Source organism: Arcticibacterium sp. SM2516, from assembly GCF_057914865.1.
Map to the genome: position 1 here is coordinate 4149894 of NZ_CP195290.1, position 20581 is coordinate 4170474.

Genomic DNA, 20581 nt, shown 5'->3' on the forward strand with positions numbered 1-20581 from the left:
ATCTTATTTCCTGGAGAAATTATAAGCGATACCGAGTCTGGTTCTTAAAAGGCCAGACTCGTAGTCGCTAGCCACATAAGGAGATAACTCAAACGCCACCTGAACCTGTGGGTATTTTTCAAAAGGTGCTGATCTTACGCCAGCATTAAAAAAGAACCCTTCATATATATTTCCAGAATTTTGGAAAGTAGCCAGATAATTGAACCTCATTCCTCCACCTAAGTAAAACCTTCCTTTAGCGTTTCTATTTAAATTTATCGCTGGTGCCACCTCTGTTCCCAATGAAGAGAAAAATGAGTTTGTTTGGAATCTTAAATCCAACCACAACCTAGACTCAGGGTTGGTAGATACCGATAAAATGGAGCTAAATGGATAATAAGCCACGCTTTGCGAATTAGCCGTATAGCCACAAGCCAAAATAACGGACAAAAGAAGAACACCTTTTTTTAGCATAGAAAAATATAATGGCTCAAAAGTATAGAAATTAAATCATTTCTAAAGCCATTAGACCTGCTTTGGGATCTGAAGTTTGATTTTCTACCGTCGCCTTGATTTTGTCCAATACTTGAATAAATATGGTTAACTCATCTTCTGATATGACATCCCCTATCGCTTTATTAAAAGCAATCACTCCTTCTCTTGCAAAAGACCTCTTGGCCTTGCCTTCTTTGGTCAGAAAAACATTGACAAATCGTTTATCTTTGACATCCGTCTCTCTATAGATCCAACCCTTCTCCTCTAATGATTTAAGCATTCTGGTAAGGCTTCTAGGTTCCATTCCTATAGAAGGACCTATTTTAGTGGCTGGGGTACCATTATCCATGTCGATGTTTAGAAGAACATAGCCAATAGACATAGTCATGTCATTCTGAGCAGCATAAACATTGTACATTCTAGAAATAGCATGCCATGTCCATTTGATATGGAAATCTATTGTTTCTTCTTTCTTCATGATTCAGAGTAAGTTACTAACATCACAAAGTTAGATCAGAAATATTATTATGCAAGCATACCATTTAAAGAAGTTCTATGACTTAAATTGGAAATTTTTGCAGTTTATTATCAGAAGAAAAAATCAAAGTATGACGCTCTTTAGCATTCAAAACATTAAGAAGATTGCTTTGATCATCAAATACTTCCATAAAAATACTGTTCAAAATACTATACCCTTTAAGCTCGCTAGTCTTATTAAGTTCTAGATATATCCAGGTCGCGTCTGCTTCTGCCTCCATACCCAGATAGTTGGCAAACCTAACCTCCTTACCTTTGACAAAGGCAAAATGTTTTTTAATATACTGTTTCACAAAAGGTTCAGAACTGTCAGAAAAAATGTCAATTTTGACTCCTGGATTGCTTACCTCCACAGACTTTTGGAAATCATCGGTAAATACCCTTAACGTAATTTCGTATGAATTAGAAGCTTCGTTAAGTCGCATTTCCGTCAGGGACGTATGAAAATCGTGTCTTCCGATACCCAAACTTAATAAGGAGCAAAGGAATACCACGTATTTCAAACTTTGGCTCATTTTAAAATAAAGCTTGCATGGTGTCATTGAACATAATCCAAGCCAACAAACTAAGTAATATAACCATACCCACTTGCTGAGTTCTTTCCATAAACTTAACCGACGGCTGACGGCCAGATATCATCTCGTACACGAGTAAAACGGCATGTCCTCCGTCTAAAGCAGGTATCGGCAGTAAATTCATAAAGGCTAATGCCATAGATAGCATTCCTGTAATCATCCAGAAACGTGTCCAATCCCATACACCACCGTAAAACTTTCTTGCTATTCCTACTGGACCCGCCATAGCCTTTCCTGCAGAAACTTGACCCGTAAAAATCTTCTTGAAGCCCTTAATATTATCTGTTATAACAGAAAATGCTCTACCAGAACCCATCACAAACGCCTGACCGATCCCTAAGTCAACATGCTCATATTTTAAATCAGGAATAGACTGAAAACCTAATTTCCCATCTTCGGTAAATGTTGGTTTTATGGCAACGGTGTCATCTCCTCTTTTAACCATTAACTCCACCTCTTTACCAGAATTTTTCCCGGCCAAGTTTGTGAACTGATGATAGTACATAATGTTCTCTCCATTAAGAGAAACTATCTTGTCACCTTCTTTCAGTCCAGCTTCAGAAGCAGGCATGTCGGGCATTACTTCACCAACAGAAAAAGTTTGCACCGCATCGATAAAACCTTCACTATTTTCATCTGAAAGTTTCTCATACAAATCGTTTGGAATAGGAATCTCAATGGTTTCACCATCTCTTAAGACCGTATAGTAAACGTTTTCTCCAAGAAGTACGTCAGATCCCATGGCTTCCGAAAAGGTTTTCACCTCTTTTCCACCTACGCCTAATATTTTATCTCCCGTTTTAAGACCTATCTCTTCCGCTACTGGATGAGCCACAATTCCTAACTTATTGACCTCTTCCATTGTTAAGAAGTTGTCACCCGCTTTATAAGTCATTCCCCAAAATATAAGGACACCTAAAACGATATTAACTATAACGCCGCCTAACATTACGATCAACCTTTGCCATGCCGGCTTGGCTCTAAATTCATAAGGCTTTGGTTCCGAAGCTAACTTTGAAGCATCTTTGGTTTCATCTATCATACCTTCAATATCCACATAGCCTCCCATTGGAAACCAGCCGATACCATATTCAGTATCTCCCTTTTTCTTCTTCCAAAGGGCAAAGTTCAGCACATTTGGCAGTGGAAATAAAAAGTCAAAAAAGATGTAAAATTTATTTACACGGATTCCGAACATTCTAGCGGCAATAAAATGCCCCCATTCGTGTAATCCAACTAAAACAGTCAAGCCTAGCAAAAGCTGTCCGGCCATTATAAATCCTTCCATATCTTATTTCCTGTACCCAAACAGGCATCTTTTTAGTCTGTTACTTTACTTCCTGGGTGATGAAGTATATTATATGCTCTTGAAATTTCTATCGTGCAAACTCTTAATGGTTTACGGGGTGCAAAAGTCGCCTTTTCTGAGCGACAAAACAATCCTTTAGCCACAATTAGCTTTAAACGAGTCAAAAATGAAACACAAATAATTTAACGCTCGTTCAGAACCATTTAATATTTCAAGTCTGTTGTATTTCCAAAGCCAAGTTATTTTAAAGTTTCAATCGCATTTCTTACATACAAGCTTTTGAAGTATCTTAAATTTTGACAACTACTTTTTAAGCATTTACAGACGCCAAATCATTATGAATAAATTCGATATTGCCATCATTGGAGCAGGACCTATAGGTCTGGCTTGTGGTATAGAAGCACAAAAAGCCGGACTAAGTTATGTTATCCTAGAAAAAGGAACTCTCGTAAATTCGCTATATCATTATCCACTAAACATGACTTTTTTTAGTACTTCTGAGCGACTTGAAATTGGCAATGTTCCCTTTATGTCTATCAATTCTAAACCCACACGTACAGAAGCCTTAGAGTATTACCGAAGAGTTACTAACCAATGGAACCTGAATGTCAAACTCTTTGAAGAGGTAGAAAAAGTAAGCCCGAAACAGGATTTATACACCATAAAGACCAGTAAAGAAGAATACATGGCCAAAAGTGTCATTATATGTACGGGTTTTTATGACATTCCAAATTTAATGGGGATACCAGGTGAAGGTTTACCAAAAGTGACCCATTATTATAAAGACCCCAGTTTCTATACCTTTCAAAAAGTATTGGTAGTTGGCTCCAATAATTCTGCTGTAGACGCCGCCATGGAAACATGGAGAAAAGGAGCGGAAGTAACCATGGTGATTCGTCAAAAAGAAATTGGCGACCGCGTCAAGTATTGGGTTAAACCCGATGTGGAAAACAGAATAAAAGAGGGTTCCATAAAAGCCTATTTCGATTCTTCCATCACGAGTATTGAAGAACGACAAGTGACTATCAAAACCCCAGAAGGTGAAAAAACAATTCCAAATGATTGGGTAATAGCCATGACAGGCTATCAACCGAACCTTCCTTTTCTTAAAAAAGTGGGCATAAACCTTTCTGAAGACCAAATCTTAAAACCTCAATACAACGAAGAAAGTATGGAAACCAACCTCCCCAATATTTATTTGGCCGGAGTGGTATGTGGTGGAATGAACACCCACAGTCTTTTCATTGAAAATTCTAGAATACATGCTGAGCAGATTGTGAATGCTATTTTAAAAAAAAATTAATGCTTATTTTTGAATATGAATGAGTTTAAGTCAAATAAAACGGCCATTAGGTGAAGAACAAATGAAGAAAGTGAAAAACCTACATTTGATCTTTCGCACCCCATAAGCATTCAAGAAAGATTGCAAGCTGCCGCATTTCTCAATGCACAGGCTTGGGGATATGATGTAGAAAATCCTCCCAAGATGAATGAATCCCTTTTTTCAAATCGAACTTTATCCGAATAGAATATTTGATTCATATTTTTATATGATTATCTATTTGCATTAGGCAATGCCAAAGTAAAGAATATCTTCATTGTGGTTATTCCGTGTTGTTCATTGCTTCTACAGAACCACTGTTGATTGGGTCTTCGGCTGAATCTACATCGGAAACCTCTAGCTTTTAGACCATTGCTCTTAGCCAATTTGGTAGGTTCACCCGTTTCTTTACATCTACACCCATATTGAAAGGCTTGAACTTTACAGATACTCATGAGCAATCTGTCGCCTTCGAGAAAAAAGAACTTGAATAAGAAAGCTGCTTGAAACATCTTATTGCCTTAAAAAAAGCTACTGGAAGACATAAATGATATAAAAAACTCCGAGGAGACCAGAACTCCTAAAATTCTAAAGTCCTAAAAATTTCTTACTTTGGTAGAACAATTTCACATCAAGATGGATCCACTTCTCTTTAACATACTGTTTCTGGACATAGAAACTGCGGCACAAAAAAACAATTACAACGAACTCCCTGATCGATTAAAACCTCTTTGGGATAAAAAAGCCGCTTATCTAAAAAATGACGCCGAACATTCTGCAGCAGAAATGTATAAGGATAGGGCGGCCATCTATGCCGAATTTGGACAGGTGATTTGCATAGGCATTGGAGGTCTATATCTGGAGGAAAATAAGACTTTGAAACTTAAAACTAAAGTGCTTTCTGCCAATTCAGAAAAGGAACTACTAGAAGACTTTTCAGCCATTTTAGACAAACATAAGGCAAAAAACTCCTTACAGCTCTGTGCTCATAATGGTAAAGAGTTTGACTTCCCATACCTTTCTCGCAGAATGCTTATAAATGGTCTAAAACTACCTGATGCCTTAGACCTTGGAGGCAAAAAGCCTTGGGAAATCAACCATATTGATACTATGGAATTATGGAAATTTGGCGATTATAAGAAATTCACTTCCTTAGACTTACTGGCAGCTGTTTTTGACATTCCAAGTAGTAAATCAGACATTTCCGGTGCGGATGTCAATCGGGTTTATCATGAAGAAAATGATTTAGAAAAGATTAAGGAGTACTGTGGAAGGGATGTGGCTGTTTTGGCTCAGCTATATTTGAAAATGAGGGGTTTGAGTCATCAAATATGAGTTGGTTTTTCTGTCATAAATTGGCTCTAACATCAACTGGAATAAACTTATGATTCAGATAAAAACAAATACAATTGAAAAAAACATCAATTATGTAGAATATGACACATCAAAGAACTGGATACTAGGTTTTCCACATCAAAACTGGTGTCTTGAACTTATTACCAATAATGATGAAAGAAGATACTATGATGAAATTATAAGAAAAAGTATTGACCTTAATGTGGGCTATATTTGTGCAATAGATCAGTATCATAACCTTGTACACAACCTAGCAGATGAGGAAATTGTTTTCCGCCAAGTTGATTTTGAAGAGCACTATCTACCACAACATACCATAATGACCGTTGGTGATGAAAATATTGAACATGGCTTATGGTTTAGTCTCTAATGTACATTAAATGATGGACCTGAAATTAAGGATATCGTAATTGTAGACTTAACCAAATCTGCTTTTATTGAAATAAAAGGACTCATTGAAAGATTTGATCTTGCCTATATACCCGATTCCTAAGAATTATTGTTTACAATTATCAAGTAAAATAACCCCCTATTTTACTTTGAATTAGGCCAAAACTGTCCAAAACCAAAAAGCTCAAACAATTCTAGGTCGTCATCGATTTAGACAAACATTTTTCATCAGATAAATTCAACCCATTCAGGGTTGCAATTACTCTTTGATTCATTTTCTATTCATATTGAAGCCCTCTGGGCTTCTACTTTCCAAATAACATAAAATTACTGGGAAAAAGTCGTGAATTCAATTGATACCTCGCATATAACCACAAGCCTGAAGGGCTTGAATTTGAATAGAAAACACTTTCCCGTGAAGTTGAGAAGCCTGAAGGGCTTCAATGTCTTTCTAACTATTAAAAAATACTAAACCAAAAATTCAAACAACTCAGGTTTGTCATTGATGTAAGTAAACTTAATACCGAGCTTGTTCATCCTTTCGATTAAGCCCTTAAAGTTCTCTTTCTTCTTGATTTCAATACCGACCAAGGCTGGCCCTCTTTCACGAGCGGTCTTTTTTGAATATTCGAAAAACACAATATCATCCGTTGGACTCAAAACATCGTCCAAAAACTCCTTCATGGCTCCTGCTCTTTGAGCAAAGCGAATAATGAAATAGTGCTTTAGTCCCTCATATATTAGCGAACGCTCCCTTATTTCCTCCATCCGAAGGATATCGTTGTTTCCTCCACCTATAATACAAACTACATTCTTCCCTTTTATTTCATCCTGCATATCAGGAAGTGCCGCAATACTCAATGCTCCAGCTGGCTCTGCTACAATGGCCTCTTCGCTGTATAAATCTAAAATCACAGAACAGACTTTGCCCTCCGGCACAAGAATTACTTTTGAAAGACCTTTCTTACAAACTTCAAAGGTTATCTCCCCTACTTTTGCCACTGCGGCACCATCCACAAACTTGTCCATTTCGTTCAAAACAATAAGTTTATCAGCATCTATAGACGCCTTCATGGCAGCAGCACCAGATGGCTCCACCCCTATGAGTTTGGTCTGTGGACTAAGCTGACTGAAAACCGTAGAGATACCAGAAGCTAAACCTCCGCCTCCTATTGCTAACAAAACATAATCAATTTTAAAATCAGCGTCCTTAAAAATCTCAAGCCCGACAGTTCCTTGACCTTCTATGACTTGTAAATCATCAAAAGGGTGAATAAACGTACCTCCTGACTCGATAGTATATTTCTTTGCTTCCACAGAAGCTTCATCAAAAGAGTCTCCAACCAACTTAATCTCTACCCATGTTCCACCGAAAAACCGAACCTGTTTTATTTTCTGAGCAGGTGTGGTCGTTGGCATAAAGACCGTGCCTTTCACACCCAACTTATGACAAGCCCATGCCAGACCTTGGGCATGATTTCCTGCAGATGCACAAATAACCCCTCTATCCAAAACCTCTTGACTTAAAGAGGCCATCTTATTATATGCTCCTCTTAATTTATAAGAACGAACCAACTGCAAATCCTCCCTTTTTAAATAAATGTTAGCTCCAAACCTTTCAGAAAGGTTCAGATTATGTTGCAGCGGCGTATGCGTCACTATCCCTGTCAGTAGCTCTGCAGCCGAATAAATATTTTCGATTTTAGGCAATTGCATTTCTTAAATTTAAGTAGGCTGTAAATTAAAAGAGCTTTAAAACAAAAGGCAATCAAAAGCACAATTATCAACCATCAAGCCCTCAAATAGACAATACCTTTCAATATAATCCGTATTACGTCCATTAACTTAGAATCTCGGTAAGTCTAAATATATGACGTCAAAAGCCCTGTGTTTTGTAAAAAAACGACCTCTTATTGTATAAAAGGAAGAAGGGCTCTTCACTTCCATCGAATTGGTCTAGAATAATTTGTTTATCGCCCATATTCAAATATAATTGTACCCCTTCAATTAACACAAGAGAATTTTCCCAAGTTCATTGAATGCAATCCCATACTTTAATTACACTAATCGTTAAACAAGCCAAATTTTCTTTTATGATCAAAACAAAACTTATTATTCTCCTGAGCTTCATTTGTGCCATTGCTAATGCACAAATAACAGGAAAGGTTACTGGAACGGACAATGAACCTATTCCGGGAGCAAGTGTGAGTATCAGTGGAACCACCACAGGAACAACTACCGACGCAAACGGTAAATACAAAATCAGTGCAAAATCAGGAGATGTGCTAACATACTCTTTCATTGGTTTAATAACTGAGACCATTACTGTAGGTAACCAAAGCGTAATTGACGTAAGTCTAAAGGAGGATACCAAACTTTTGGGAGAAGTGGTAGTCACAGCTTTTGGTGTTACCAAAGAGAAGAAATCTTTAGCCTACTCTATCCAGTCCTTGGAAAGCAAAGAGTTGACAGAAGGTAATCAGAACAACGTCATCAATACCCTTCAAGGTAGAATTGCTGGGGTAACAGTAACCAATTCTGGCGGAGCCCCAGGAGCCTCATCTGTGATTATGATTAGAGGTGGTACTTCTATTACAGGAAGTAATCAACCACTTATTATCGTAGATGGTATTCCTATTGACAACTCTACCGATGGCGGCTCAGAAGTATCAAGCATTAACAGAGCTTCTGACTTAAACCCTCAGGATATAGAAAGTGTAACCGTACTTAAAGGTCCAGCCGCTGCAGCCCTTTATGGTATCCAAGCCGCTTCTGGAGCCGTGGTTTATACCACAAAAAAAGGAAAAGCAGGAAGCGTGAAAGTGAGTTATAACGGAACCATAAGCACCAGCTCTATAATTGGAACACCAGGAATACAAACGGCTTACGGTCAAGGGGAACAAATACTAGGTTCTAATGGAACTTATACCTATAACTTGGAAAGTCCTCTTTCTTGGGGAGAGCAGTTAGGTTCAGGAACAAAGGTTTATAACCACATAGAAGATTTTTACCAAGCGGCCGTTTCTTATAATAATAACATCAGCCTTTCTGGAGGATCTGATAAAAGTCGTACCTACATGTCTCTTGGGAGGTTAGATAACAACGGCGTTATTCCTACTACTTCTTACGACAAAACGAGTTTCAGGTTATCCAATAACACCAAACTGAACAACAAGTTGACCGTAGGTGCTACAGCGAATTATGTTAAAACCAATATTTCAAGTACAAGAGACGGAAATGCAACCGGCGGCAGCTATACCAGTATCTTATCTTATCCTGCCAATATTGACATTCATGATTACCTAAACACCAATGGCACACAGAAACCATACTATGTAGACCAGATGTTTGATAACCCATATTGGAGTATGGATAAGAATCCTATTTCAAATGAGCTGAATCGTTTTATGGGTATTTTAAGCCTTGATTATAATATTTTGAAAGGGTTAAACTTGGCTTATAAGTTTGGGGTTGACGTTTATGACCAACATAACAGCTCTCTTACCACAGGCTCTTTTATTGAGTCTAGAACATCAGGCTCTATTGCTCAATATGAAAGACTTCATAAGAAATATACGTCCAATTTAATAGCCACTTACGACACCAAATTGTCGGATGATTTTAGCTTAAGTTTATTGGCTGGAAATACCGTAGAGGACTATAATCAAAAAACGGACTACTTAAGCGGTATCGGCTTTCTAGCTCCTGGGATATTTAATATCAGCAACATTGCTAAAGAAAACCAATCGATTACCGAGATAATCTCTAGAAGAAGAGGAATGGCCGTTTTTGGAGAGGCTAGAGTAGGTTATAAAGACGCCCTTTATCTTAATGTTACGGGAAGAAACGACTGGTCGTCTACCTTACCAGTAGACAAACGTTCTTTCTTCTACCCTTCTGTAGGTTTAGCGGCTGTGGTGACTGAACTAACAGATCTAAGTTCATTTGAGGCTTTAAATTACTTGAAATTGAGAGCTACCTTTTCTCAAGTTGGTAAAGATGCTCCTATTGGTCAGTTAGAGAGTTATTTGAGTACAAACATCAACGGTCTGGCAAGTTCTGCATACACTTGGAACGGGGTAGACGTTGGAAACCCAAGTCTTGAGCCAGAATTTACAAACAGCTTTGAAATAGGTGCGGAAGCAAGACTACTTCAAAATAGATTAACCTTAGATTTAACCTATTACAATACCGTATCTGACAATCAGATTTTAACAGATATCCGCGTACCTCCAACGACCGGAACATTTTATGCAACCTTAAACGGTGGTTCTATTGAAAACAAAGGTTTTGAAGCTTTATTAAGCTATAAAATACTTCAGAACACTTCCGGCCTGAACTGGAATGCTATTTTCAACTTCGCTAGAAATGAGTCTAAAGTAAAAACGCTTCCTGGTGCAATTAAGGAAGTTTACCTTTCAGACTCATGGACTTTCTTAAATTCTGCCGCGGGTGCGGGTATTTTAAATGGTTCACTGTTTGGACTTAGAGGTAAAAGAGCAGTTACTAATGATGCAGGGCAGGTTATTATAAATGCCAAAGGTTACCCAACATTAACGGACCAAACCTTTACCGATATTGACAGACAACCAACCTTTACACTGGGTATCACAAACAGTTTCAAGTACAAAAATGCTGCTTTATCGTTCTTGTTTGACATCTCTTCCGGTAATACCGTTTATAACGCTACCAAATCTGCCATGGCTTATTACGGCGTCGGTGCAATAACTGGCGACAGAGGAACCACGACTATCATTGAAGGAGTAACAGCAGATGGCTCTCCAAATACCGTTGCGGTAACTAAAGACCAAAACTACTACCAGAACTACTACAGCAGACTGGCAGATAACTTCACTGAAAATGGCTCTTATGGTAGATTGAGATATGTCAACCTATCTTATAACATCGATAAATCAGTTTGTAAAAAACTCCCTGCTCAAAACATCGAATTCTACGTTACGGCTAGAAATCTTTTAACCATAACAAACTACAGCGGGGTCGATCCTGAAATAAACGCATTTGGTGCTGGCGTATTGGGTGCTGGTTCTGTGGGTATTGACAACCTAAGCACACCAAACGTTAAAGGATTTGATGTAGGAATGAAAGTAACTTTTTAATTGAAAATCACTCATGAAAATATTATCTAAAGCTCTATATATGTTCTCGCTATTGGCATTGACGGCCTGTAGTGACGACTTTTTTGATGTAAACAGCTCTGTAACGGCTCCTACAACTGCTTCATTAGCTCCCCAATTTAGAATTCAAGGAGCTATAGAAAACACGTTTGCGGCTACGCTTTATCGTGGAAGTAGAGAGGTGCTAGGTGTCATGCAATATGGATCACAGAACGTGGCAAACTACTATTCTGAAGTTTGGAATAATGAGTTTACGACGGGTCGATATTTCCTTTGGCAAAATGCCTATGTGTACTCACTGCCAAATTCGGCAGACTTAATAGCTCTTGGTAAAACGCATAATAGCCCAAACTTTGTGGCGGTGGGTAAAATTTTGAGAGCTTATAATTTTGGATGTACGACGGACCAATACGGTGATATCGTTTTTGAAGACACTTACGATGGTCAATCAACGATGAACATCACGCCAAAGTTTGTAACTCAGAAAATAGCCTATACCAATATTATCAAAATGCTTGATGAGGCTATTGTAGAAATAAACCAGGCCAGTGATATAGAGCTAAACACAGCCAATGGCGATGTTTTCTATCAAGGCGATAAGGCAAAGTGGATGAAATTAGCTTATGCACTTAAAGCCAGATACTTGAACCATCTTTCTAAAAAGAGTTCTGGAGACATGGCTTATAATGCAGACGCCATTATTGAAGCTTGCTCAAAAGCTTTAGCGTCAAACAGCGACAATGCCATGAGAACTTACGGAGGCGGTCTGACAGAAAATGACAATCAGCCTTACAGCTCTAAAGGTTACGGTAGCTCAAGAGTGGATTATTGGTCTGAGTTCTTTGTAGAAACCTTAAAAAATTCTCTAAACTTAGCCATACCATTTGAGGATCCTAGACTAAGAACTATTGTTCCTGCTACTGCCACCGGCGAATACATAGGTGTGAAAATAGGTGCTGGCCCTGTCAATGGAAGAGATAAATACAGTATAGGTAACGGAGGTTCGTATACCAGTGCTACCTCTCCTACTTATCTGATGACCTTTAGCGAAGTGAAATTTATTGAAGCTGAAGCTAAGTTTAGAAAAGGAGACAAGGCAGGTGCTTTTACGGCTTTAAAAGCTGGGGTTGTTGCAGATATGACAAAGGCCGGCGTGGCAGCAGCAGATGCTGCTCCATACATTGCTAAGCTAGAAGAGATGGGTTCCGCTAATTTAACCTTATCACAGATTATGACGCAGAAGTATATTTCTTTGGTTTTTGACCCAGAAACTTGGGTAGATATGAGAAGAATGGATTACAGCTCTGAAATCTATAAGAACTTGTCTAGGCCTACCAATGTGAACTTGGCAATTTTCCCTAATGAAAATGACTGGATTCAAGGAATGGTTTACGAGTATAACGAGGAAGACAGAAACTATGAAAACATGCCTTCTAATGTACCTGCAGTAAGACTAACAACGCCATTATGGTGGAATGTGGCGGAATAAGATTCAATCATAAATTCGAAAGCCCGCTCGTCAAATTGACAAGCGGGCTTTTTTTATGATTCATATATAGTCATAAAAAAACCAGAAAGAGCGAAGCCCTTTCTGGTTAAATATAATTTCAAGAATTACTTCTTAAGTATTTTCTGGACGAAGACTTCTTACTGTTTTACCAGCTCTCCACATTTCAGAGTCACGAAGTTCAGCCAATTCTACTTCTAATTTCTCACGGTAATCTGGCTGAGAGTTACGAGTGATAGAAATTTCAGCTTCATTTTGACTCTTTACAGATTCGTAAAGTTTCTCGAAAACTGGCTTAGTAGCATCACGGAAAGGCTTCCACCAGTCTAGTGCACCACGCTGAGCTGTAGTAGAACAGTTAGCATACATCCAATCCATTCCGTTTTCAGCAACTAAAGGCATAAGAGACTGCGTAAGCTCTTCTACTGTTTCGTTGAAAGCTTCAGATGGAGAATGACCATTCTCTCTCAATACTTCATACTGAGCAGCGAATACACCTTGGATGCAACCCATCAAAGTTCCACGCTCACCCGTAAGGTCAGATGTTACTTCGTTGTAAAAGTTAGTTTCGAATAAATATCCAGAACCAACACCAATACCCATTGCGATACATTTCTCACGAGCTTTTCCTGTAGCATCTTGGTAAACTGCGAAAGAAGAGTTCAAACCTTTACCCGCTACAAATAAACGACGAAGAGATGTTCCAGAACCTTTAGGGGCTGTTAAGAATACATCAACATCTGCAGGAGGAATGATACCCGTTTTCTCTTTGTAAGTAATACCAAAACCATGAGAGAAATAAAGCGACTTACCAGGAGTAAGGTGCTTCTTAACGGTAGGCCAAAGTTCAATTTGAGCCGCATCTGAAAGTAAATAACAGATGATAGTACCTTTTGCAAGAGCTTCTTCAATTTCAAATAAAGTTTCGCCAGGAACCCATCCGTCAGCTACTGCTTTATCATAAGTTTTACCCTTACGCTGGCCTACGATAACAGGTAAACCATTGTCACGCATATTCATTGCCTGACCTGGGCCTTGTACACCGTAACCAATTACAGCGATAGTTTCGCCACTAAGGATTTCTCTTGCTTTTTCTAAAGGAAATTCTTCTCTTGTTACAACTTCCTCTTCAACACCACCAAAATTTAACTTTGCCATTATTTAAATCTAAATTTATGAATACTTACTTGTTATGATAATATATAAACGTCGGTTCTATATTTCAAGCAGCAAAACTACTGAAAAAAACCTTATTACTAATTGCTAATTAACTTATACCAAATACTCCCACTCGGTATCTTCAGGCAGATATTCCACCAATCCTTTTGGTGTTTTACCTACCGCAATTCTTCCCGAACGAATAAATTCTAAAATTCCGAAAGGTTTGATGTATTTAAAGAAATCAAAAATTTCCTCTTCCGTTCCTGTCTTTTGAAGTACCATATAATCTAGTCCCCAATAAACCAAATAAGCTTTGTGAACACGGTTTATGGTTTCCATATCCAAAGGCTTAGAGTCTAAAGGTGTTGGTATTTTAAACATCGCTATTTCGTTATAAACGATATCTTCATTTAGGTAACCAAAAACAGCTAAAACCTCCACTACTTTCCTAATCTGTCTTACCAGTTTCTCCACAGCTTCACGCTGGTCATGCTTAATAACAATGGTAAAACGAGAGACGCCCTTTCTTTCTGTTTCAGAAACGGTCAAGCTCTCGATATTCAATCTTCTGCGTGTGAAAATAATCGTAATCTTGTTTAACAAGCCGATGCTATTTTCCGTGAATACGCATATGGTATATGTCTTCATTATCTTCTTTTCGATATTGGATGTTTGTGATTAGATATTAGTTTATTTCTCTAAAAAATTAATCAAACCACTTATCATTCTTTTTACCTCTGAGATTCTGTCCAAAAACTCAGTTAATTGTTTTTTATCAATAAATTTCAAATCAAAAGAAAGGTATAATTGTGTTTCAAGCTCAAATAATGACCCTCTCCCAATTAAAATAAATCTAACTTTCTCTTTGTTATACTTCCTTCCATGTCCTTCTGCAATGTTCGATGGAACAGAAACAGAACACCTCCGCATTTGGGACACTAAACCAAATTTCTCAGAATCAGGAAATAGCTCAGTCACTTCATAAACAAGACCAACCAACTCTCTTGACTTCTTCCAAACATCTAGATCCAAATACGACTTCATAACTAACTAATATCTAATAGTCCATTATCAACTATCGAACGTCGAATATCAAAAAATCTACTTCAAACGTATTTCCGAAACACTTGTTCCTGCTGGCACCATTGGAAAAACGTTTTCTTCTTTTTCACAAACAACTTCCAATAAATAAGAGCCTTCTGAATTTAAAAGTTTATCTATAGAAGATTCCAAATCTCCTCTTTCTTCACATTTATGGCCATCAATTCCAAAACCTTTACCAATCATGATAAAATCGGGATTCTGCAATTCAACAAATGAATATCTCCTATCAAAAAACAGTTGCTGCCACTGACGTACCATTCCTAAGAAGTTATTATTCAAAATAATTATCTTTACAGGAAGACCTTTCTGAGCAATTGTTCCTAATTCTTGAATAGTCATTTGGAAACAACCATCCCCTATGAAAGCAATTACTTCTCTATCAGGAGCACCCATTTTAGCACCAAAAGCTGCCGGAAGTGCAAATCCCATTGTACCTAATCCACCAGAAGCTATATAAGAATGTGGCTTTTTAAAGTCATAATATCTGGCTGTCACCATTTGGTGCTGCCCTACGTCTACTACCACACAAGCCTCGCCTTTCGTTTTGTCAGAAACCATTCTGACAACTTCAGCCATTTTTATTTTACCCTCGCCTTTTAAGTCTCTTGCAGTTACCGCATCATATTCTGCCTGCTCTAAATCACGGAATTCCTGTTTCCAAGCAGCACGCTCCTTTTTCTCAATTAAAGGATTTAAGAGTTTCAATGCTTCTTTAGCATCACCCACAACAGGGGCATCGGCTCTTTTGATTTTATCAATTTCTGCGGGATCCACTTCGATATGAACAATCTTAGCTTGCTTCGCAAAAAGATTGGCATCACCTGTTACTCGGTCGTCAAAACGCATTCCGATAGCAATCAAAACGTCGCATTCGTCTGTCATTACATTAGGAGCATACATGCCATGCATTCCCAGCCAACCCATATAGTTGGGGTGTTCAATAGACAGAGCCGATAAACCAAGAAGTGTACTTCCCACAGGAATATCGCCTTGCTCTACCAATTCCCTAAACTCTTCCATTGCCTCCGAAATCAACACACCATGGCCTACCAAAATATATGGCTTCTTGGCATTATTGATGAGTTCAGCTGCTTTTTCTACTTGTTCCATTTTAGGAACCTTCCTTGGATGGTAACCTGGTAAACCCTCCACCTTTTTATATTCGAAAGGCTTAGTCATCATAGATACTTGAGCATCTTTTGTGATGTCAATTAGTACAGGACCTGGCTTTCCTGCTCTGGCTATATAAAAAGCCTTCGCTAAGATTAAAGGGATTTCATTAGGGTCAACAATTTGATAATTCCATTTACAAACCGGTGCTGTAATTCCAATAACGTCTGTTTCTTGGAAGGCATCTGTTCCCAAAAGGTTAGAAGCTACCTGTCCTGTGATGGCTACCATAGGGGTGCAGTCAATGATGGCATCCGCTATTCCAGTAACTAAGTTTGTGGCTCCAGGACCAGAAGTGGCCATGCATACACCCACTTTACCGCTACTTCTAGCATAGCCTTCAGCAGCATGTGAAGCACCTTGTTCGTGACGAACAAGAATATGCTCTATTCTATCTGTATAGTCGTAAAGAGCGTCATAAATTGGCATGATAGCACCTCCCGGATAACCAAAAATAGTATCCACTCCTTCCTGAATAAAGCATTCCATTAATGCTTGTCCTCCAGAAAGAAACGTTGGCTTATCTGCTATTTTTTTCTCTTCCATGATGTCTGTTGCAATGTCCATGGTAGTTTGTTTTTAATGAATTATTTATCTGTAACGCAGCCTTCGTGTGCTGGCGAAACATTCTTAAAGTACTTTCTCAATACACCTTGCTCTATAAAAGGAGGTGTCAACGGTTTCCAATTTTTACGCCTTTCGGCCAAAATTTCGTCAGAAACGTGCAATTTCAACTCTCTGCTATCTGCGTCAATGGTTATTAAATCTCCATCTTCTACTAGAGCTAAGGTTCCACCCTCATAAGCCTCTGGAGAAATATGACCAACCACAAAACCGTGCGTTCCTCCTGAGAAACGACCATCTGTTATCATAGCTACTTTATCTCCTAAACCGGCTCCCATTACTGCAGCTGTAGGCTTAAGCATTTCTGGCATTCCTGGACCTCCTCTTGGGCCTTCATACCTGATAACCACTACCTGTCCTTCTTTTATCTCGCCTTTGGCAAATGCCTCTAGCATATCTTCTTCTTTATCACAAACTTTAGCAGGACCTTCAAACTTCATTCCTTCCTTTCCTGTAATTTTAGCAACACCGCCATTTTCAGCAAGGTTACCATACATGATTTGAATATGACCAGAAGCTTTGATAGGGTTTTCTAAAGGTCTAATGATTGATTGAGCATCAAAATCCAAATCTGGTGCTGTTTCTAAATTCTCCGCAACTGTTTTGCCTGTCACCGTCAAACACTCACCATGAATCAATCCTTTCTTATAAAGATATTTCATAATGGCTGGCACACCACCTAGCTCCAAAATATCCTCCATGAAGTACTTTCCAGATGGCTTTAAATCCGCTATAAAAGGAGTTCTATCTGATACCGCCTGAATATCATCCAATGTTAAGGGAATTCCTGCTGAATGAGCAATCGCTAAATAATGCAAAACAGCGTTAGTAGAACCTCCTAGTGCCATTACTATAGTCAAAGCATTTTCGAGCGACTTTTTACTCAAAATGTCTTTTGGCAAAATCTGCTTTTCCAAAAGGTTTTTCATAGCAGCTCCTAAGTCAATACACTCCTGTGTTTTGCCTTCGTGAGTGGCCGGATAACATGCGTTATCTGGCATACTTAAACCTAATGCCTCAATAGACGAAGCCATGGTGTTGGCCGTATACATACCTCCACAAGCTCCTTGTCCTGGGATTGCGTTTTGAATAACACCTTTATAATCTTCTTCAGAAATGGTACCTGCCACTTTTTGGCCGTAAGCCTCAAAAGCAGAAACGATATCTAATTTCTTTCCTTTCCAGTTTCCTGTTCTTACTGTACCACCATACATCATAATAGCAGGACGATTCAATCTTGCCATGGCCATAATAGCACCTGGCATATTTTTATCACAACCCACTACAGCTATTACACCGTCATACCACTGAGCCGCTACCACATTTTCTATAGAATCTGCAATAATGTCTCTACTTGGAAGCGAATAGCTCATGCCATCGTTTCCATTAGTCATTCCATCAGAAACACCAATGGTGTGAAAAATTAAACCCACCATGTCATTGGCTTGAATACCCTTTTTGACATGGACAGAGAGACCATTCAAATGAATATTACATGGGTTTCCTTCATATCCAGTACTGGCAATACCTATTTGAGGTTTTTTCATATCCTCTTCTGTCATGCCAATGGCATAAAGCATTGCTTGGGCGGCTGGATTACTTACTTCCTGAGTAAGTGTTTTGCTGTATTTATTAAGATTTTCAGACATTATATCAAGTTTCGCTAGTTGCGAATTTTCGCTAATTATTAAAATCGTTCGGCAAATAAAGGAGTTCAATAATATTTTGCAACATTTTTCTCAGATATTTCCTATTCGTTAAGTAATCATTATCATTTTACTAATTAAATCTATTAACTTTTCAATCTTACTTCCTTTGAGTGCATTTTTTGGGGTAACTTTTTGCATGAAAAAATTACTACCTCTAATCCTCTTGTTACCACTACTAAGTTTTGGTCAAGATAAAGCTGACGAACTAGCTCATAAATTCATCATTACGGATGGTCATGTCGACCTCCCCTACCGACTGAAAGTCAAAAACTTTCAGCTCACCAAGGAGTTTACCGGCATCCCCATTTCCTCTAACGATGGCGACTTCGATTTTGAAAGAGCAAAAAAAGGTGGACTTGATGCTCCTTTTATGTCTATTTACATCCCTGCAAAGTTTAGCCCAGAAGAGGGAAAATTTCTTGCCGACACACTCATAGACATGGTAAACTATATCAGCTCAGAAAATAGTGACTATTTTGAAGTCGCTTATAGCCCAAAAGACGTTCAAAGAATTTTTAAAGCAGGTAAAGTAGCATTACCAATGGGTATGGAAAATGGCTCTCCCATTAAAGAGTTATCCGATGTGGCCTATTTCAAAAAAAGAGGCATTAGCTATGTAACCTTAACACACTCCAAAGCCAATCAAATTTGCGATTCTTCATATGATCCAGAAAGACTATGGCAGGGACTCAGCCCTTATGGAGAAGAAGTGGTAATGGAGCTAGCCAAACAAGGCGTTATGATAGACATCTCTCATGTTTCAGACAGCACCTTTTATGATACCATAGAAATTAGCCCAGTGCCTGTTATTGCCTCGCATTCATCACTTAGGTTTTTCACAGAAGGTTTTGAAAGAAACATGACGGATGAAATGCTCCTCAAACTTAAAGAAAACGGCGGAGTAGTGATGATAAACTTTGGCTCAACGTTTATTGACGGAGAAATACAAAAAATCAGAAATGAAAACGGCGAACTTCTAGCAAAGCTTTTGGAGGAAAAAGGACTCTCAAGAAGAGATGAAGCAGCCAAACCTATCATTGAGGAATTTATAAAATCACGCCCTTCAGCTTTCTCTGATGTTGAAAAAGTTGTAGACCATATCGAGAGGGCCGTAAAGATTGCGGGGATTGACCATGTGGGATTAGGTTCAGATTTTGATGGTGTAGGAGATTCCTTACCAACCGGCTTGAAAGATGTTTCGGATTACCCAAACATCATTCGACTACTTCTGGCAAAAGGTTATTCGGAAGGCGACATTGAAAAAATATGCTCTGGAAACCTTTTCCGAGTTTGGCAAGCAACTTTAGATTACGCAGCACTGAACTAAATAAAAAAAAGAATGGCGTCACCAAAAGGGAACGCCATTCTTTAATATATAGAAAATGAAAGAGCTTACTTCTGCATCATTTCAATAATTTCTTCAGAAATACCCGTAGAAGAATAGCCTCCGTCATGAAATAAATTCTGCATAGTAACCATTTTGGTTAAGTCAGAGAACATCATCACAATGTAGTTTGCACAGTCTTCGGCCGTAGCATTTCCAAGTGGAGACATCTTATCGGCAAAATCAAAGAAAGAATCGAATCCACCAATTCCTGCACCAGCAGTAGTCATGGTAGGAGACTGAGAAATAGTATTAACTCTTATCTTTTTCGATTTGCCTAATCTATAACCAAAACTTCTCGCAATAGACTCTAATACAGCTTTAGCATCCGCCATATCTGTATAAAAAGGGAAGGTTTTCTGAGCGGCGATGTACGATAAACCCACAACAGAACCCCAATCATTAAGAGCATCTACTTTATCTCCTACTTGCATAAATTTATGAAAAGAGAGTGCCGATATATCTAAGCTCTTTAAGAACCAATCGTAATTCAAGTCACCATATGCCCTACCCTTTCTAATATTAGGAGACATCCCTATAGAGTGTAAAACGAAATCCATTTTACCACCTAGCACTTCCATTGATTTTGCGTAAAGGTTTTCTATGTCCTCCACTGAAGTAGCATCTGCAGGTACAATCTCTGCACCTATTTGTTCCGCCAATTCATTTATCTTCCCCATCCTCATGGCAATTGGGGCATTTGTCAATACTATTTTTGCCCCTTCTTCATGAGCTTTTAATGCTGTTTTCCAAGCAATTGAATTTTCATCCAAAGCTCCTGAAATAATTCCAACTTTACCTTTTAGTAAACCGTAAGACATATTC

General features: G+C 38.5%; 17 protein-coding genes. 6 read left to right on the forward strand and 11 right to left on the reverse strand.

Going from position 1 to position 20581, the window contains the following annotated elements; translation table 11 throughout:
• Positions 1–3: 3 nt before the first annotated feature.
• From ACSBFT_RS17075 to rseP, 4 genes are all read right to left on the reverse strand, one after another.
• A complete protein-coding gene (locus tag ACSBFT_RS17075; protein ID WP_463045092.1) occupies positions 4–453 on the reverse strand; it encodes a hypothetical protein in 450 nt (149 codons plus the stop codon).
• A 31-nt stretch (positions 454–484) separates the two neighbouring features.
• Positions 485–952 (reverse strand): MarR family winged helix-turn-helix transcriptional regulator, encoded by a 468-nt coding sequence (locus ACSBFT_RS17080; protein ID WP_463045093.1) that lies wholly within the window; start codon positions 950–952, stop codon positions 485–487.
• Positions 953–1034: 82 nt separating this feature from the next.
• On the reverse strand, positions 1035–1526 hold the full coding sequence (locus ACSBFT_RS17085; RefSeq protein WP_489601662.1) for a DUF6702 family protein: 492 nt from the start codon (positions 1524–1526) through the stop codon (positions 1035–1037).
• Position 1527: 1 nt separating this feature from the next.
• A complete protein-coding gene (gene rseP, locus ACSBFT_RS17090; RefSeq protein ID WP_463045095.1) occupies positions 1528–2874 on the reverse strand; it encodes an RIP metalloprotease RseP in 1347 nt (448 codons plus the stop codon).
• 358 nt (positions 2875–3232) lie between these two features.
• Here rseP and ACSBFT_RS17095 point away from each other — a divergent pair, with 358 nt between their 5' ends.
• From ACSBFT_RS17095 to ACSBFT_RS17105, 3 genes are all read left to right on the forward strand, one after another.
• Positions 3233–4198 carry a YpdA family putative bacillithiol disulfide reductase gene (locus tag ACSBFT_RS17095; protein WP_489601665.1) on the forward strand — a complete coding sequence of 322 codons (966 nt, stop codon included), beginning with the start codon at positions 3233–3235 and terminating at the stop codon, positions 4196–4198.
• A 654-nt stretch (positions 4199–4852) separates the two neighbouring features.
• The gene (locus ACSBFT_RS17100; protein WP_489601667.1) at positions 4853–5551 is read left to right on the forward strand and encodes a 3'-5' exonuclease; all 699 of its coding nucleotides are present in this window, start codon (positions 4853–4855) and stop codon (positions 5549–5551) included.
• Positions 5552–5600: 49 nt separating this feature from the next.
• Positions 5601–5942: a DUF7684 family protein gene (locus ACSBFT_RS17105; protein ID WP_489601669.1), complete on the forward strand. Its 342-nt coding sequence runs from the start codon at positions 5601–5603 to the stop codon at positions 5940–5942.
• Between the two features lie 488 nt (positions 5943–6430).
• On the opposite strand, the gene ilvA is transcribed toward ACSBFT_RS17105, so the two are convergent.
• Complete coding sequence (gene ilvA / locus ACSBFT_RS17110) at positions 6431–7678, reverse strand: threonine ammonia-lyase (RefSeq protein WP_489601670.1); 1248 nt, start codon at positions 7676–7678, stop codon at positions 6431–6433.
• Between the two features lie 377 nt (positions 7679–8055).
• Between ilvA and ACSBFT_RS17115 the strand changes: the two genes are divergently transcribed.
• Both ACSBFT_RS17115 and ACSBFT_RS17120 read left to right on the forward strand, forming a co-directional pair.
• Positions 8056–11079: a SusC/RagA family TonB-linked outer membrane protein gene (locus ACSBFT_RS17115; protein WP_489601672.1), complete on the forward strand. Its 3024-nt coding sequence runs from the start codon at positions 8056–8058 to the stop codon at positions 11077–11079.
• Positions 11080–11092: 13 nt separating this feature from the next.
• On the forward strand, positions 11093–12586 hold the full coding sequence (locus tag ACSBFT_RS17120; RefSeq protein ID WP_489601673.1) for a SusD/RagB family nutrient-binding outer membrane lipoprotein: 1494 nt from the start codon (positions 11093–11095) through the stop codon (positions 12584–12586).
• A 132-nt stretch (positions 12587–12718) separates the two neighbouring features.
• On the opposite strand, the gene ilvC is transcribed toward ACSBFT_RS17120, so the two are convergent.
• The 5 genes from ilvC to ilvD all read right to left on the reverse strand — a co-directional run bounded on the left by ilvC (position 12719) and on the right by ilvD (position 18312).
• Positions 12719–13762: a ketol-acid reductoisomerase gene (gene ilvC / locus ACSBFT_RS17125; RefSeq protein ID WP_489601675.1), complete on the reverse strand. Its 1044-nt coding sequence runs from the start codon at positions 13760–13762 to the stop codon at positions 12719–12721.
• 114 nt (positions 13763–13876) lie between these two features.
• A complete protein-coding gene (gene ilvN / locus ACSBFT_RS17130; protein ID WP_463046167.1) occupies positions 13877–14413 on the reverse strand; it encodes an acetolactate synthase small subunit in 537 nt (178 codons plus the stop codon).
• Between the two features lie 42 nt (positions 14414–14455).
• Positions 14456–14809 (reverse strand): four helix bundle protein, encoded by a 354-nt coding sequence (locus ACSBFT_RS17135; RefSeq protein WP_463046166.1) that lies wholly within the window; start codon positions 14807–14809, stop codon positions 14456–14458.
• 57 nt (positions 14810–14866) lie between these two features.
• Entirely contained in the window at positions 14867–16606 is a 1740-nt protein-coding gene (ilvB, locus tag ACSBFT_RS17140; RefSeq protein WP_463046165.1) for a biosynthetic-type acetolactate synthase large subunit, read from the reverse strand.
• 20 nt (positions 16607–16626) lie between these two features.
• Positions 16627–18312 (reverse strand): dihydroxy-acid dehydratase, encoded by a 1686-nt coding sequence (gene ilvD, locus ACSBFT_RS17145; RefSeq protein ID WP_463046164.1) that lies wholly within the window; start codon positions 18310–18312, stop codon positions 16627–16629.
• A 196-nt stretch (positions 18313–18508) separates the two neighbouring features.
• Here ilvD and ACSBFT_RS17150 point away from each other — a divergent pair, with 196 nt between their 5' ends.
• On the forward strand, positions 18509–19699 hold the full coding sequence (locus tag ACSBFT_RS17150; RefSeq protein WP_463046163.1) for a dipeptidase: 1191 nt from the start codon (positions 18509–18511) through the stop codon (positions 19697–19699).
• Positions 19700–19764: 65 nt separating this feature from the next.
• Here the strand turns inward: ACSBFT_RS17150 and ACSBFT_RS17155 are convergent, their stop codons facing one another.
• A complete protein-coding gene (locus ACSBFT_RS17155) occupies positions 19765–20577 on the reverse strand; it encodes an enoyl-ACP reductase FabI (RefSeq protein WP_463046162.1) in 813 nt (270 codons plus the stop codon).
• Positions 20578–20581: the final 4 nt, after the last annotated feature.